The sequence below is a fragment of the Arthrobacter sp. CAN_C5 genome, from assembly GCF_017875735.1.
Lineage (GTDB): Bacteria > Actinomycetota > Actinomycetes > Actinomycetales > Micrococcaceae > Arthrobacter_D.
Genome location: NZ_JAGGMZ010000001.1, coordinates 3,725,531 through 3,739,705, shown reverse-complemented (window position 1 = coordinate 3,739,705; position 14,175 = coordinate 3,725,531). Strand labels below are relative to the sequence as shown.

Sequence of the window (14,175 nt, the reverse complement as noted above, 5' to 3'; positions counted from 1 at the left end):
CCCAGCTGGTGGGGAGTGGCGCACGGCGGGTGCGGGGCGGCCGTTAGATGCCGCCGTCGCGTGTCTCATTGCGGGTAACGGTCTCGCCCGTGTTCGGATCTTGAACGGATCGGGATTCGGAGACCCGCCGTTGGCTGCGCGGAGCGTTCATCACCAATGAAATGATGAGGCCAAGCACTCCGACACCCATCAGGATGTAGCCCACCAGGGCGAGGTCGACGAAGTCAACGCCATCCGCGACAGCAAAAGCAAGAATTGCACCCAGTGCAATAAGGACGATTGACGAACCGATTCTCATTTTGTCTACTACTCCTTCGATATAACGCGGACGGCGGCTGAATTGGCCGGCCGGGCGAATCCGTTGATCCGCCCGGTGTATCAGTGTGACGTAGTCGTCACCTTACTGTGCTTCCGGTTTATGGTCGTTAACTGGGCAGTTTTTGGGGCGCGCGCCCCGGCTACCAAAACGGCTAAGTGTTATCAAATCAATACCGGCGTGGCCTATTGAAAAACCCGACCACGGGGGTTTAATGAACTCAGCACCGCTCTAATTGAAAGCTAAGCACGCTGATGAAGTAGGATGGTTGAAAGCTTGTGTAGGGACATCCTGCATTACAGCACTTTTGTTATACGTATCACTCGTAGACAAGACTCGATTATAAGGAGTACTCCATGGGTTTCTTCGCATTCCTTCTTCTAGGCCTCATCGCTGGCGCAATCGCCAAGCTCATCCTTCCCGGCAAGCAGGCCGGTGGCTGGATCATCACCCTCATCCTAGGTGTCGTCGGTGCACTGCTCGGCGGCTGGATCGGCAGCGCACTGTTCGGTGCCGACATGAACGAATTCTTCTCGCTTGAGTCATGGCTGCTGGCCATCGGCGGCGCCTTGATCGTGCTCGTCGTTTACGGTGCCATCACCGGCCGCAACAACAAGTCACGCGCCTAATTTCAGACGTGCAAAGAACGCCGTCGGGGCAACCCGGCGGCGTTTTTTGTGCAGTTTTCCCTACGGCGCATCGACTGCGCGCAACTGAAGGACCCAGTAAATGAAACTGCCCAACCTAAATCCCGCCTCGAAACTGGCCAATGATGCCCTCTACGACAAAGAGGGAAAGCCCAAGCCGGGTATCCAGCGGACCATTGAACGGGCCATTGAGGTGCAGCGTCCACTGGTGCTGGCGAATCTTCGCCGCATGTACGCCAAGAACCCGGATGCCACCGCCGAGGAGATCAGTTCGGCCCTGGAGCGCAGCTACCTCGCGGTCATCACAGTCACCGGTGCGGGGGTGGGAGCGACTGCGGTTGTACCTGCCATTGGCACGATTGCGTCGCTGGGCCTGTCGGCCGCCGCCACTATTGGGTTCCTTGAGGCCACGGCACTGTATGCGCAGTCCGTTGCGGAACTCCACGGAGTGCAGACCGATGATCCGGAGCGGGCGCGGACCCTCGTGATGGCCATCCTGATGGGTGAGGAGGGCAATGCCCTGATCCAGTCAGTGCTGCGCGGTTCGGGAGGCGGCGCTACCGAACACTGGGGGACGGTGGTGGGGAGCTCCGTGTCATCGCCGATCGTGCGAACCATCGGGAACAGCATCAGGAGGCGGTTTGTCCGCAAGATGCTGGCCAAGCAGGGCGGCGCCCTCCTGGGGCGTGCGTTGCCCTTCGGTGTGGGTGCTGTGGTTGGTGGTGCTGGCAACCACATGATGGGCCGCGCGGTTATTGCCGCCACCACACAGGCTTTCGGCCCGGCGCCAAGGGTGGTCCCGGGCCAGTTGGTCAAGGACCTCGATCGCTGACCCGATTACCTCGCCTTATTCCGGCCAACGCTCCCGACCCCCCGTTACCTTTCTTATAGCCCCTAAACGAGCAAGAATCGGGGTTGCTGGCCTGTCGGTCCTGGCATGATTGAGTCCCCCAGTCGAATGTATGATCCGGGGGTGTTGTCACCGGGGTTCGATAGGCGCCAGAGGATCGCTAATGGGGACCGGACCAGCTGCAGACACCATCGTGGTAGGTCGGCCGTAACGTGGATGCCGAGCTCTGGGGCCGCAGGACAGACCAGCACGGTCTCATTGGGTTTCACCTCTGGAGGTAGTAGTGATTAAGGATCACGAACTCGTCGATGTGTTTATCGGCGTCGATGTCGGTAAGTCCAACCACCACGCGGTGGCGTTGGACAGGAACGGCAAGAAACTGCTCGATAAGGCACTGCCGCAAGACGAGGCGAAACTGCGGGCGATCATCGACAGTCTCACCAAGCACGGCACGCTTTTACTCGTCGTGGACCAGCCGGCCACCATCGGTGCACTGCCGGTCGCTGTGGCGCAGGCCGCCGGTATCCTCGTCGGTTACCTGCCGGGCCTGGCGATGCGCCGCATCGCTGACCTGCACCCCGGTGAGGCCAAGACGGATGCCCGAGACGCTTACATCATTGCTGAGGCCGCCCGGAGCATGCCGCACACGCTGCGCTCGATTGCCGTCGCCGATGAACAGGCCGCGGAACTGTCAATGCTCTGCGGTTTCGACGACGACCTGGCCAAGCAGGCCACCGCCGCCTCGAACCGGATCCGCGGGCTCCTCACGCAGATCCACCCGGCCCTGGAACGGGCCATCGGCCCGCACCTGGACCACCCCGTAATGGCCGAACTGCTGCGGAAATACCCTGCCCCTGAGGCTCTGCGCCGGGCTGGCCAGAGCCGGGTCGCCGCGTTCATGGCCAAGTCCGCGCCGCGGGCCGGCAGGCGCTGGGCAGAAGAGATCTTCACCGCTCTGGGTGAGCAGAGCGTAGTCGTGGCCGGCACTGGCGCCGCCGGCGTCGTGTTGCCCCAACTCGCCGCGCAGCTGACCCAACTACGCACCTCTCGTGCCGAGGTTCTGACCCAGGTTGAAGCCATCGTGGAGGCCCACCCTCTTCACGAACTCCTGACGTCCCTACCGGCGGTCGGCGTCAGGACGGCAGCACGGATCATTACCGAGGTTGCAGGCAAGGAATTCAAGACCGCCGGGCATCTGGGATCCTACGCCGGACTCGCGCCGGTGACGTGGCGATCCGGTACCTCGATCCGAGGAGACCACTCCTCAAAAAAGGGCAACAAGATCCTCAAACGGGCGTTCTTCCTCTCCGCATTCGCGGCCCTGAAAGACCCCGTCTCACGGGCGTACTACGACCGCAAACGAGCCCAAGGCAAACGGCATAATCAGGCCCTGATCGCCCTCGCCAGACGCCGCTGCGATGTCCTGTTCGCGATGCTGCGCGACGGAGTGCTATACGAGGCACCCGCGGTCAAAGCCGCCTAAACAACCAGCCCAGCAGCCGGCCGACCACGCGCCACCGGCCACTCCCTCCTGCCCAAAAACCCGGCAAACCCCAATCTCCGAAACCACCCAACCAGCTTGACAAAGAACATAGGGACACCCCCCCCCGTTGCCGTGCCTGATTTCTGCGGACGCGCCCGTTATATCGGACGCGCCCGCCGAAGTCGGGTGCGGCGGCTGACCGGTAGGCGTTCCTACATTGAAGAGTCACCGTTGATCGGCGGATAGCCAGGCATGGTCATGGCGCCTGGATCAGCGTTGCCCGGTCCCGCGTTGCCCGCGCGGCGGACAAGTTCGCCGGTGTTCTCAGCGGTCCGGATCGAGGCGATCAACGATTCGAGGCCGACCCGTGCCAGCACGAGGTAGAGAAGCCCGAAGAGCGGTCCGAGGACCAACATCACGAGCAGCCCGAACAACGCGCTCTGCTGGAAGCTGACGACGACGAACAGCAGGCAGGTGATCGCAATGATGACCATGACTGAAGGATCAGCCGAAGACTGCGTGCGCAACAGAGAAGATGAATAACCCGGCCAGGGAGCCGACCACCGTGCCGTTGATCCTGATGAACTGCAGGTCCTTTCCGATCTGCAGCTCGATCTTCCTTGACGTTTCCACCGCATCCCACCGGCCAACCGTCTCGGTAATGATCGCCGCGATGTCGCTCCGGTAGGTGCGCACCAGGTAGCCTGCCGCGTCGGCAATCCACCGGTTGATCTTCCCCGCGAGTTCCTCGTCAGTAGCCATCCGGTGACCAAAGTCCCTGACGGCCGCCTTGAAGTTCTGGGTCAGTTCACTGTCCGGATCGTCTACCGCTTCCAGCAGGGCCTTCTTGATGGTCGCCCAGGTGCTCGCCGCCAGCTCGCGCACCTGCGGGTCGCCGAGCACCTGTGCTTTGATACCCTCTGCCTTGGCGATGACCACCGGATCGTGCTGGAGATCCTGCGCCAGGTCCTTGAGGTACTTGTCGAGGGCGAGGCGAACGTCATGGCGGGGATTGGTCTGGACTGCCCGCATGAACTTGGTGATCTCGACGTAAACTTTGTCGCCAACCAGTCCATCGACGAACTGGGGCACCCAGGTGGGTGAGCGCTGGGAGACCAGGCCGGAGACAAGGTCGTAGTTGCTGTCCACCCATTCAGCAGCGCGGTCCACCAGCAGATCCACAAGCTGGTGGTGGTGGCCGTCGTTGAAGATCCGCTCGGCAATCTTCCCCGCCGGTGGGCCCCACGGCGGTGTGAGCAGGTGCTTGCGCACCATTGACTCGATGACCGCCTGCACGGCGTCGTCGTCGAGAACTGTGAACACTGCGCGGATGGCCGCGGCGCCCTCCACCGCCACCCGGTCAGCGCCCTCGGGCGTAGCCAGCCAGGCGCCCGCTTTCTGTGCGACGCCCACCGAGGCGAGTTTCTGCTGCACCACCGCTTCGGACAGGAAGTTCTCTTCGACGAACTGCCCCAGGGAAGCCCCGATCTGGTCCTTCTTGCGGGGAATGATCGCCGTGTGCGGGATTTTGATGCCCATCGGATGCTTGAACAGCGCCGTGACCGCAAACCAGTCCGCCAGGGCGCCCACCATGCCGCCCTCTGCGGCGGCCCGGACGTACTGCAACCATGGGTAGTCGTCCTGCAGGGCGAACGCGACAACAAAAATCACCGCCATGGCACCGAGCATCCCGGTGGCCACCAATTTCATGCGCCGAAGTCCGGCCGCCCGTTCTGCGTCAGTGCCGGCTAGGTGAGAGCTCAAGGATCCTCCGGAGGTCGCGGCGCACCGGCTGTGCATCCGTCTGAGTCAGTAAAGCAGCGTTTGATGGCGTAAGTCACGCCGGACGGAGCGATTTCGCGTAGCGTGTAGGTAGCTGCTGGTCGCTGATGGGAGGGCACATGCAACACACAATTTTCGCCCACCGCGGTGCCAGCCATCAGTTCGCCGAGCACACCCGGGCCGCCTATTTGCAGGCACTTGCCGAGGGTGCCGACGGCGTCGAGTGCGACGTGCACATGACACGCGATGAGGAACTGGTCTGCATCCATGATTCGACCCTTGACCGGACCTCGGATGGAACCGGCGACGTGGCAGATCACACCCTTCGCGAACTCAGGGACCTCGATTTCTCGTCCTGGAAGGGAGCGGGGATACCCGCGGATTTCGGTGGGGTCGCCGACCAGTTTCTCTCACTCGGCGACCTGTTGCGCCTGCTGTTGGATGCTGGGCGGGATGTGCTGCTGGCCATTGAGCTCAAACACCCCAGCCCCTTCGGGCTGAAACTTGAGGAAAAGCTCATCACCTTCCTGATGCGGCAGGGGTGGGATCCGGAGAGCTCCACGCTCGCCAACGTGTCGATCAGCTTCATGAGCTTCAATCCGGACTCGGTCAAGCACCTCCTGGAAAAGGTCCCGTCCCATACGGTCTGCCAGCTGGTTTCAGATGTGCGCCCGGCCGAGCTTCGTGCGGAACTGCATTTGGGGGTGCTGACCGCTGCGGCGGTGATCGGTCTGCTGCGTCGGGCCCTTCATGACGGCGAGCAGAACATCGACTCCCACGCGGCGGGAATGGCCGGGCCGGGGCTCGACTATGTGGCGGCGCATCCGGCGCGAGTGGCCCGCTGGATTGCCGAGGGGGTCCGCATCCGCGCTTGGACGGTCGACGAGCCCGACGACGTCGAACTGATGCGCAGCCTCGGAGTACATGAGCTCACGACCAACCGGCCTGCTTTCGTCCGGGCGCAGTTGACCCGGTCCGCCCCGGGCAACTAGGTCCGCGCCGCGGCGCGGGAGTGTGATTGAGTTGAAGCATGCATTCTCCGATTGAAGACTACGCACTCGTTTCCGACATGCACACCGGTGCGTTGATTTCGAAGTCCGGGAGCGTCGACTGGTTGTGTTTCCCCCGGTTTGACTCCGATTCGGTGTTTGCCGCCCTGTTGGGCGAGGAGGGTCACGGCCGCTGGCTTCTGGCCCCGGCGCCGGGTGCCGGCACGGCCGAAGTGGTTCAGTGGCACTACGTCGACTCGACCTTCGTGATGGTGACTCGCTGGCACACCGATGCAGGCGAGGTCGAGGTGACAGACTTCATGCCGATCGGCGATCGTCGGGCGTCCCTGGTGCGGCGAATCACGGGACTGAGCGGCAACGTGCCGATGAGGCAGGAGCTGGTGGTGCGGTTCGGCTATGGCACCATCCTTCCGTGGGTCAGCCGGCAAACCGACGACGGCGGTCAGGCCATCTCCGCGATCGCTGGCCCCGACGCCCTGGCACTTCGGGGACAACAACTTCCCCACGCCTCCCACCGCCGGCACGAAGGGGAATTCGTCGTCGCCGCCGGTGAAACCGTTGATCTTGAACTCGTCTGGTACCCCTCCTACCGGCCGATGCCCAAGCCGATGGACGTTGAAACCGCGTTGCGGGAAACCATCGACTACTGGTCCGGGTGGGCCGCGAGCTTCGAGCAGCGGGGCCAGTATGACCCGATTGTGAAACGCTCCCTGTTGGTGCTTCGCGCCCTGACGCATGAGGACACCGGCGGCATTGTCGCGGCCCCCACCACGTCGCTGCCCGAGCACTTCGGCGGTGCACGCAACTGGGATTACCGGTTCTGCTGGCTCCGCGACGCCGCGCTGACCCTTGAGGCGATGATGACCCACGGGTACCAGGAGGAGGCGCTGGAATGGCGCAACTGGCTGCTCCGCGCGGTGGCCGGGGACCCCGAAGACCTGCAGATCATGTACGGGGTGGGCGGCGAGAGGGACCTCCCCGAAAAGACGCTCGACCATCTGCCTGGGTACGAATCGTCCACACCGGTGCGGGTGGGCAACGGAGCTGTTGACCAGTACCAGGCCGATGTCGTCGGTGAGGTGATGGTGGTGCTGGAGAAGCTCCGCAACCGGGGGGTGGAGGAAGACAGCTTCTCCTGGCCCCTGCAGCGTGCTCTCCTGAGCTTCGCCGAGAACCACTTCGACGACCCCGATCACGGTATCTGGGAGATGCGCGGAGACCTGAAATACTTCACCCATTCCCGGGTAATGATGTGGGCGGCCTTCGACCGTGGCGTCCGTGCGGTTCGAGAGCACGGGCTGGACGGTCATGCCGAGCGCTGGGCCGAACTCCGCGACCGGCTCCGCGAGAACATCCTGGAGAAGGGGTTCGACCCGAGCATCAATTCCTTCACCCAGACGTACGGCAGCCCGGAGGTCGACGCGTCGCTGCTGCAGCTCCCGCAGGTGGGATTCCTCGACTACGACGACCCCCGGATGCTGGGGACCGTGGCCCGGCTCGAAAAGGACCTTGCCGACAAGCACGGGCTTCTCCTCAGGTACCGCACTGAGGCCGGCATGGATGGACTGGAACCGGGCGAGCATCCGTTCCTGGCCTGTTCCTTCTGGCTCGTGGAGCAGTACGCCCGGTCCGGCAGGATCGACGATGCAAAGAAGCTGATGGACCAGCTGGTGGGCTATGCAAATGGCCTGGGGCTGCTGGCCGAGGAATACGATACGGGCAGCGTGCGGATGGCGGGGAACTACCCGCAGGCGTTCTCACACCTGGCGCTGGTGCGTGCCGCTGATGCGATCCACGGCGTGAACAGCGGCTCCCTCTAGCCTTCCTAGGGCCCCCTCGCAGCACAAAAGTGCCGGGCCTGCAGACCCGCTGTTGCGCAACAGCTGATCTGCAGGCCCGGCACTTTTCTGTGCCCTGAGCGGGGGAGGTTATGGCCGGATAATCACCTTGATGCAGCCGTCCTGCTTCTTCTGGAACTTCTCGTAGGCCGCAGGCGCCTCGTCGATGCCGATCGTATGGGTCATCAGGTCCATGACGCCCAACGGATCCGAGGGATCTTCGACGATGGGCAGCAGTTCATCGGTCCAGTGGCGCACGTTGCACTGGCCCATGCGGGTCTGGATCTGCTTGTCGAACATGTTCAGGAGGGGCATCGGGCTGGCAGTGCCGCCGTAGACGCCGCTCAGGGAGATGGTTCCCCCGCGACGGACAGCATCGATCGCGGCATGCAGCACCGTGAGACGGTCCACTCCCGCGGTTTCCATCGCCTTCTTCGCGAGGGCGTCAGGCAGCAGGTTGACTGCGTTCTGGGCGAAGGCACCCAGCGGGGAGTCGTGTGACTCCATCCCGACGGCGTCGACCACCGCGTCAGGTCCGCGACCGTCAGTCATTTCCCGCAGCTCATCACCAATGTCCTTGGTGAAATCGAGCGTCTCGATGCCATGGCGTTCAGCCATGGCGCGACGCTCGGCGACGGGTTCAACAGCAATGACCCGCTGGCCGAAGTGCCGGCCGATCCGTGCAGCGAACTGCCCCACGGGACCCAGCCCGAAGACGGCGAGCGTGCCGCCGTCGGGAACGTCAGCGTACTTCACGCCCTGCCAGGCGGTGGGCAGGATATCGGAGAGGTAGAGATACCGCTCGTCGGGGAGCTCGTGGCCCACCTTGACCGGCCCGTAGTCGGCGTGGGGGACGCGCAGGAACTCCGCCTGGCCACCCGGCACCGAGCCGTAGAGCTCCGAGAAGCCAAGGAGGCTGGCGCCGGATCCCTGAGAGCGGACCTGTGTGGTTTCGCACTGCGACTGGAGCCCACGGACGCACATCCAGCAGTGACCGCAGGAAATGTTGAAGGGGATGACCACCCGGTCGCCCGGCTTGAGGTTCGTGACGGCACTGCCGACCTCCTGCACGATGCCCATCGGCTCGTGCCCGAGAACGTCGTTCTTGTTCATGTAGGGGGTGAGCACCTCGTACAGGTGCAGGTCGGATCCACAGATTGCCGAGGAGGTGATGCGGACGATGGCGTCAGTGGGTTCCTGGATCACCGGATCCGGGACCTGCTCGACGCTGACGGTGCTCCGGCCCTGCCATGTCACTGCCTTCATGATTCACGCTCCAATTTCGAATAGTAAGTAGACTGACTACCCATCAGTATTGCCTCGATTTGTCAGGATTGAAAGCCGAGTAGGTGAATCCTTTGCCCGCGCCCTACGCTGAATCGGTGAAACACCTGCAGTCACCCGCGGTCCGGGTCGGCCTTTCGATCGCCGTCGCCACCGGCCTCTACGGGGTGTCCTTCGGTGCACTGTCGGTGACCTCCGGGTTCGATCTGTGGCAAACCATGGCGCTCAGCCTGCTGCTGTTCAGCGGTGGCTCCCAGTTCGCGTTCATCGGGGTGATCGGGGGCGGCGGAACGGGGGCCGCGGCGCTGACCGCGGCGTCCCTGCTGGGTATCCGCAACGCCGTGTACGGGATGCAGATGAATGCCCTGGTTCGGCCTACCGGGTGGCGGCGGTTCGTTGCCGCTCACGTCACGATTGATGAATCTGCGGCCACCGCGAGTGGTCAGACCGACCCGGTCGAGCGTCGTCTGGGGTTCTGGAGCGCGGGGATCGGCGTGTTCATCCTGTGGAACGCCTTCACCGTCGTTGGAGCCCTGGTGGGCGGTGCGCTCGGCGACCCGGCGAAGTGGGGTCTTGACGGGGCTGCGGTCGCGGCATTCCTGGGCCTCCTCTGGCCGCGACTCCGAGGACGGGAGCCGGCGGCGATCGCGGTGGTCTGTGCCCTGGTCACGATCGTCACGGTCCCCCTGGTGGCGCCGGGGCTGCCCATCCTGATTGCGGCGGCTGTTGCCGGCGCCATTGGCTGGTTTGGTCACGGCCGGCCCAGCGAGGGCCTTGAGCCCGACGTCGACCCCTACGCTGCCGGAGGCGATCACCGATGAATTTGTGGCTCTGGATCCTGCTTGCCTGCGTCGTCGCATTCCTTACCAAGCTCGCCGGCTACCTGGTCCCGGCGCGGTGGATGGACAACCCCCGGATGAACCGGGTCGCAGGCACGCTGACCATTGGTCTGCTCGCGTCGCTGACAGCTGTCAACACGTTCGCCTCGGGTCAGGAACTGGCCCTCGACGCCCGGATCGTCGCCTTGGCGGCCGCAGCGGTGGCACTGCTCCTGAGGGCACCGTTCCTGGTGGTTGTGCTCGCGGGAGCTGTGGGCGCCGCGCTGGCCCGGCTGGCAGGAATGCCCTGACCGGCCCACCGGCCGCGGCTTTGCGGCTGCGGCCAGTAGCCAGCCAGTGTCAGCGCGCGACGACGACGGCGGTCGCCTCCGCGATTGCTGCCTCTTCGTCAGTGGGCACAACGAGCACCGGGAACGCAGAGGCCTCGGTGCTGATCTGGCGGGGGGCCGAACTCTTCTTGCGGTTCTCGGCGTCGTCGAGGTGGACGTCGAGCGCGCCCAACCTGGTGACCACGCGCTCCCGGAACTGCCAGGAGTTCTCGCCGATCCCGGCGGTGAACACCAGCGCCTGAGCGCCACCGACGGCCACATGGTATCCGCCGATGTACTTGGCCAGCCGGTAGGAGGCGAGGTCCAGGGCCAGCTCGGCCCGCGCGTCCCCGCCGGCTGCGGACTCGACCACAGAACGCATGTCGTTCTGTCCGGTCAGACCCTTGAGGCCCGCTTCCCGGTTGAGGAGCTGATCCAGATCCCCGGCCGAGTAGCCTTCGCGGCTGAGGAACAGCAGAATCGACGGATCGATGTCGCCGGAGCGGGTGCCCATCACCAGACCCTCGAGCGGGGTGAACCCCATTGACGTGTCGATGCTGGCCCCGGCCTGCACCGCAGTGATCGAGGCGCCGTTCCCGAGGTGGGCGATGATCCCGGTGAAGGCGGCGGGGGCGACCCCCAGCAGGGCGGCGGCGTGGTCGGTGACATACCCGATGGACGTGCCGTGGAACCCATACCGGCGGATCCCGAACCGGGTGTAGAGCTCATCGGGGACGGCGTAGCGCCAGGCCTGCTCGGGGATGGTGCGGTGGAACGCCGTATCAAATACAGCCACCTGGGGCATGTCAGGCCATTTGGCGGTGATGGCCCTGATGCCCTGGACATTCGCCGGGTTGTGCAGGGGTGCGAGGGGGCTGAGGCGTTCGATTGCCCTGGTGATCTCGTTGTCCACCAGGACCGGCTCGCTGAACCGTTCACCGCCGTGGACCACCCGGTGCCCCACAGCGTCAATGGCTTTGCCCTGCAGCGCCTGCTCGACGTCGTCGGTCACCCGGTCGAGCGCCGCCTGGTGGTCGGCGGGCCCACCGTGGGTGGAATCACCGATCCGTTCCACGGTGCCGTCGGCCAGCCGTTCGCCGGTCCCGGTGTCGCGCACCTGGTACTTCAACGATGATGAGCCCGAATTGATGACAAGAATGATCATGATGCCTCCTGTCAGAAACTCTACTGGAGGCTGCTGACGTCGTCCGGCGGCGTCTTACGGCAGGCGACTGGGGCACCAGCAAAAACCCATTTCCGATGTAGGTGGATGGCAAGTCGAGTAGCATCGGCGTATGGAAGCTACCGAGGTGGTCCGGCAGTATTGGTCGGCGGTGTGGAGCCGGGACTGGAACGCTGTTGGACGAACCCTTGCCGACAACGTGGAGGTCTTCTGGCCCGTCACGCGCGAAATCATCCGTGGCAGGGACAACCTGGTTGCGGTGAACTCGGAGCATCCAAACGGGTGGAGCATTGACGTGCTAAATGTTTACGACGCTGGCGACGTGGTGGTGTCTGAGGTGCAGGTGCCTCAGGAGGACGTTGGCATCTTCCGCGTTGTGTCCATCTGGACCGTGGCCGACGGCGTTATCATTTCGGGCCGCGAATACTGGACCCTCTACGGCGGGGAGGAAGGCCGCGACTGGCGGCGCAAGTACAGCACCGTTGGCGACATTCCCTCCTGAGATCAGCGTCAGGCAAGCCGAACCAGTCGATCGCCTCTGCCAATCACTCCCCGGTGTTCTGCGCCTGGACCGCTGTGATCGCGACGGTATTCACGATGTCCTCAACGGTGCAGCCACGGGAGAGGTCATTGACCGGCTTCCGGAGCCCCTGCAATACCGGCCCCACCGCAACCGCACCGGCCGACTGCTGGACCGCCTTATAGGTGTTGTTGCCCGTGTTGAGGTCGGGAAAAATGAACACGGTGGCCTGACCGGCTACCGAGGAACCCGGCAGCTTGGACTCGGCGACTGTCGCATCGACTGCGGCGTCGTACTGGATGGGTCCCTCCACGGGAAGGTCGGGCTGGCGTTCGCGTACCAGTTCGGTGGCGCGGCGCACCTTGTCCACCGCACCTCCGGAGCCTGACTCGCCGGTCGAGTAGGAGAGCATCGCCACCCGGGGTTTCACACCGAACTGCTGGGCTGTTGCGGACGACGCGATAGCAATATCGGCGAGCTGCTCGTCATTGGGGTCGGGGTTGACCGCGCAGTCACCGTAGACCAGGACACGGTCACGCAGCAGCATCAGGAAGACCGACGAGACAATCTTTACTCCCTCCTTCGTCTTCACGAACTCAAGAGCCGGACGAATGGTGTTCGCGGTGGTGTGGGCTGCCCCGGACACCATTCCGTCCACTTTCCCGAGCTGCACCATCATGGTCCCGAAGTAGGCACCTTCCAGCATGCGCTCGCGGGCGCTTTCGATGGAGACGCCCTTGTGGGAGCGCAGCCGCGTGTACTCGGCGGCGAATTCCTCGCGGAGCGCGGAGGTCGCAGGGTCAATCAGGGTCAGCCCGGTCAGGTCGATACCCTGTCCGGCAGCGAGTTCCCTGACCTTCGCCTCCGGCCCCAGAATGGTGAGATCGCAGACGTCGCGCCGGTGCAGGATTTCGGCGGCCCGGAGGACCCGCAGGTCCTGCCCCTCGGGCAGGACAATGTGCCGGCGCTGGGACCTCGCCCGTTCAATCAGGTCGTGAAGGAAGCGCAGCGGGGTCATCGTGAGTGCCCGGGGCAACTCCAGCCGCTCAAGGAGTTCCGGCTCGTCCACCTGCCGCGCCCACGCGCCCAGGGCTGCCGCCGCCTTGCGCCGCAGGCCGGTAGCGATCTCGCCGCGCACCTCGCTGACCCGACGCGCTGCGGTATACGTGTCGTCGTCGACCGCGAACACGGGGAACGGCGCCTGGGCCAGCAGGGAAAGGATCGTGGAGTCAGGGGCGAGCCCTCCGGTGAGGATCATCCCGGACGGGACCGGGAACTCGGCCGAGAAGGATGATGCGAGGGTTGCCACCATGACGTCGGCCCGGTCGCCGGGAACAATCACCAGGGCGCCGTCGGTGAGCTTGTGCAGGAAGTTGCCCACATTCATCGCCGCGACCTTGATCGACGCGACATCCCGCTCAAGGGTAGGACTACCGGCGATCTGACGGGCGCCGAGTGCCTTCGCCACCTCGCCGACGGTGGGCCGGGAGATCTCGGACAGTTCGGGAATCACATAGACGGGACGCCCGGAGCGCCCCGGCCGGACCTGCGCACTGATCTCGGCGACGGCGTCGTCGGCGGCCCGGTTCACCATCATCGCCAGCAGCGAGACCTGCGCGGCGTCCAGTTCCCTCCGGGCGACGTCGACGGCGTCGGCCGCTTCGGGAACCGACATCTCCTTCGCGTTCACCACCGCCAGCACCATGGCGCCCAGGTTGTTTGCCAACCGGGCGTTGAGATCGAACTCGAGGGCGGCGTCGTGCCCGCTGAGATCGGTGCCCTCGACGATGATGACATCGCAGTCGCGCGCGATCTCGCTGTAGATGGCAACGCAGCGGGTGTCGATCTCCTCACGCTGCCCCTTGACCAGCAGCGCCCGCGCTTCCGTGCGGGTGAGACCGCCGCGCGCCCGCGACGCGGACAGGTCGAAGGTGCGTTGCATCAGGTTGACCATCGGGTCCGCCTCAACGTCATCCCCCTCGACGATGGGCCGGAAGAATCCGACCCGGTCGGAGTGCCGGTGCAGCATGTCGGCCAACCCCAGTGAGATCAGTGACTTTCCTGAGCCTTCGGTCATGGCGCTGACGTATATTCCACGAGTCATTGACTCATCCT

General features: G+C 64.4%; 13 protein-coding genes and 1 pseudogene. 8 read left to right on the top strand and 6 right to left on the bottom strand.

Annotated elements, in window-relative coordinates; genetic code table 11:
• Positions 1 to 43 precede the first annotated feature (43 nt).
• Positions 44 to 298: a DUF6458 family protein gene (locus H4V95_RS17480; protein WP_196866704.1), complete on the bottom strand. Its 255-nt coding sequence runs from the start codon at positions 296 to 298 to the stop codon at positions 44 to 46.
• Positions 299 to 672: 374 nt separating this feature from the next.
• Between H4V95_RS17480 and H4V95_RS17475 the strand changes: the two genes are divergently transcribed.
• From H4V95_RS17475 to H4V95_RS17465, 3 genes and pseudogenes are all read left to right on the top strand, one after another.
• Positions 673 to 945: a GlsB/YeaQ/YmgE family stress response membrane protein gene (locus H4V95_RS17475; protein WP_196866703.1), complete on the top strand. Its 273-nt coding sequence runs from the start codon at positions 673 to 675 to the stop codon at positions 943 to 945.
• A gap of 100 nt (positions 946 to 1,045) precedes the next feature.
• Positions 1,046 to 1,795, top strand: coding sequence for a hypothetical protein (locus H4V95_RS17470; RefSeq protein WP_196866702.1), 750 nt, complete (start codon positions 1,046 to 1,048; stop codon positions 1,793 to 1,795).
• A 234-nt stretch (positions 1,796 to 2,029) separates the two neighbouring features.
• Positions 2,030 to 3,296: pseudogene (locus tag H4V95_RS17465) on the top strand (IS110 family transposase).
• A 212-nt stretch (positions 3,297 to 3,508) separates the two neighbouring features.
• Here the strand turns inward: H4V95_RS17465 and H4V95_RS17460 are convergent.
• Positions 3,509 to 3,790 carry a DUF4282 domain-containing protein gene (locus H4V95_RS17460; RefSeq protein WP_196867048.1) on the bottom strand — a complete coding sequence of 94 codons (282 nt, stop codon included), beginning with the start codon at positions 3,788 to 3,790 and terminating at the stop codon, positions 3,509 to 3,511.
• A 10-nt stretch (positions 3,791 to 3,800) separates the two neighbouring features.
• Positions 3,801 to 5,096, bottom strand: coding sequence for a DUF445 domain-containing protein (locus H4V95_RS17455; RefSeq protein WP_209731191.1), 1,296 nt, complete (start codon positions 5,094 to 5,096; stop codon positions 3,801 to 3,803).
• 101 nt (positions 5,097 to 5,197) lie between these two features.
• Here H4V95_RS17455 and H4V95_RS17450 point away from each other — a divergent pair, with 101 nt between their 5' ends.
• Complete coding sequence (locus tag H4V95_RS17450; protein WP_196867050.1) at positions 5,198 to 6,070, top strand: glycerophosphodiester phosphodiesterase family protein; 873 nt, start codon at positions 5,198 to 5,200, stop codon at positions 6,068 to 6,070.
• Positions 6,071 to 6,108: 38 nt separating this feature from the next.
• Positions 6,109 to 7,908 (top strand): glycoside hydrolase family 15 protein, encoded by a 1,800-nt coding sequence (locus H4V95_RS17445; RefSeq protein ID WP_209731190.1) that lies wholly within the window; start codon positions 6,109 to 6,111, stop codon positions 7,906 to 7,908.
• 108 nt (positions 7,909 to 8,016) lie between these two features.
• Here H4V95_RS17445 and H4V95_RS17440 read toward each other — a convergent pair whose 3' ends face one another.
• Positions 8,017 to 9,192, bottom strand: a complete 1,176-nt coding sequence (locus H4V95_RS17440) for a zinc-dependent alcohol dehydrogenase (RefSeq protein ID WP_196867052.1) — start codon at positions 9,190 to 9,192, stop codon at positions 8,017 to 8,019.
• A 116-nt stretch (positions 9,193 to 9,308) separates the two neighbouring features.
• Between H4V95_RS17440 and H4V95_RS17435 the strand changes: the two genes are divergently transcribed.
• Together H4V95_RS17435 and H4V95_RS17430 are read left to right on the top strand one after the other, a co-directional pair.
• Entirely contained in the window at positions 9,309 to 10,031 is a 723-nt protein-coding gene (locus tag H4V95_RS17435; RefSeq protein ID WP_196867053.1) for an AzlC family ABC transporter permease, read from the top strand.
• Complete coding sequence (locus H4V95_RS17430) at positions 10,028 to 10,339, top strand: AzlD domain-containing protein (protein ID WP_171617833.1); 312 nt, start codon at positions 10,028 to 10,030, stop codon at positions 10,337 to 10,339. The genes H4V95_RS17435 and H4V95_RS17430 overlap by 4 nt, the downstream gene beginning before the upstream one ends.
• Before the next feature lie 49 nt (positions 10,340 to 10,388).
• Here H4V95_RS17430 and H4V95_RS17425 read toward each other — a convergent pair whose 3' ends face one another.
• Complete coding sequence (locus tag H4V95_RS17425; protein ID WP_196867055.1) at positions 10,389 to 11,522, bottom strand: acetate/propionate family kinase; 1,134 nt, start codon at positions 11,520 to 11,522, stop codon at positions 10,389 to 10,391.
• A 130-nt stretch (positions 11,523 to 11,652) separates the two neighbouring features.
• Here H4V95_RS17425 and H4V95_RS17420 point away from each other — a divergent pair, with 130 nt between their 5' ends.
• The gene (locus H4V95_RS17420) at positions 11,653 to 12,042 is read left to right on the top strand and encodes a nuclear transport factor 2 family protein (RefSeq protein WP_196867056.1); all 390 of its coding nucleotides are present in this window, start codon (positions 11,653 to 11,655) and stop codon (positions 12,040 to 12,042) included.
• Between the two features lie 43 nt (positions 12,043 to 12,085).
• On the opposite strand, the gene pta is transcribed toward H4V95_RS17420, so the two are convergent.
• Complete coding sequence (gene pta, locus H4V95_RS17415; RefSeq protein WP_209731189.1) at positions 12,086 to 14,164, bottom strand: phosphate acetyltransferase; 2,079 nt, start codon at positions 14,162 to 14,164, stop codon at positions 12,086 to 12,088.
• Between the last annotated feature and the right edge of the window lie 11 nt (positions 14,165 to 14,175).

Coding starts and splice junctions, on each gene's coding strand:
- H4V95_RS17430 (WP_171617833.1), top strand. CDS start 10,028: ATGAATTTGTGGCTCTGGATCCTGCTTGCCTGCGTCGTCGCATTCCTT.
- H4V95_RS17480 (WP_196866704.1), bottom strand. CDS start 298: ATGAGAATCGGTTCGTCAATCGTCCTTATTGCACTGGGTGCAATTCTT.
- H4V95_RS17440 (WP_196867052.1), bottom strand. CDS start 9,192: ATGAAGGCAGTGACATGGCAGGGCCGGAGCACCGTCAGCGTCGAGCAG.
- H4V95_RS17450 (WP_196867050.1), top strand. CDS start 5,198: ATGCAACACACAATTTTCGCCCACCGCGGTGCCAGCCATCAGTTCGCC.
- pta (WP_209731189.1), bottom strand. CDS start 14,164: ATGACTCGTGGAATATACGTCAGCGCCATGACCGAAGGCTCAGGAAAG.
- H4V95_RS17420 (WP_196867056.1), top strand. CDS start 11,653: ATGGAAGCTACCGAGGTGGTCCGGCAGTATTGGTCGGCGGTGTGGAGC.
- H4V95_RS17445 (WP_209731190.1), top strand. CDS start 6,109: ATGCATTCTCCGATTGAAGACTACGCACTCGTTTCCGACATGCACACC.
- H4V95_RS17460 (WP_196867048.1), bottom strand. CDS start 3,790: ATGGTCATCATTGCGATCACCTGCCTGCTGTTCGTCGTCGTCAGCTTC.
- H4V95_RS17455 (WP_209731191.1), bottom strand. CDS start 5,096: ATGCACAGCCGGTGCGCCGCGACCTCCGGAGGATCCTTGAGCTCTCAC.
- H4V95_RS17470 (WP_196866702.1), top strand. CDS start 1,046: ATGAAACTGCCCAACCTAAATCCCGCCTCGAAACTGGCCAATGATGCC.
- H4V95_RS17475 (WP_196866703.1), top strand. CDS start 673: ATGGGTTTCTTCGCATTCCTTCTTCTAGGCCTCATCGCTGGCGCAATC.
- H4V95_RS17425 (WP_196867055.1), bottom strand. CDS start 11,522: ATGATCATTCTTGTCATCAATTCGGGCTCATCATCGTTGAAGTACCAG.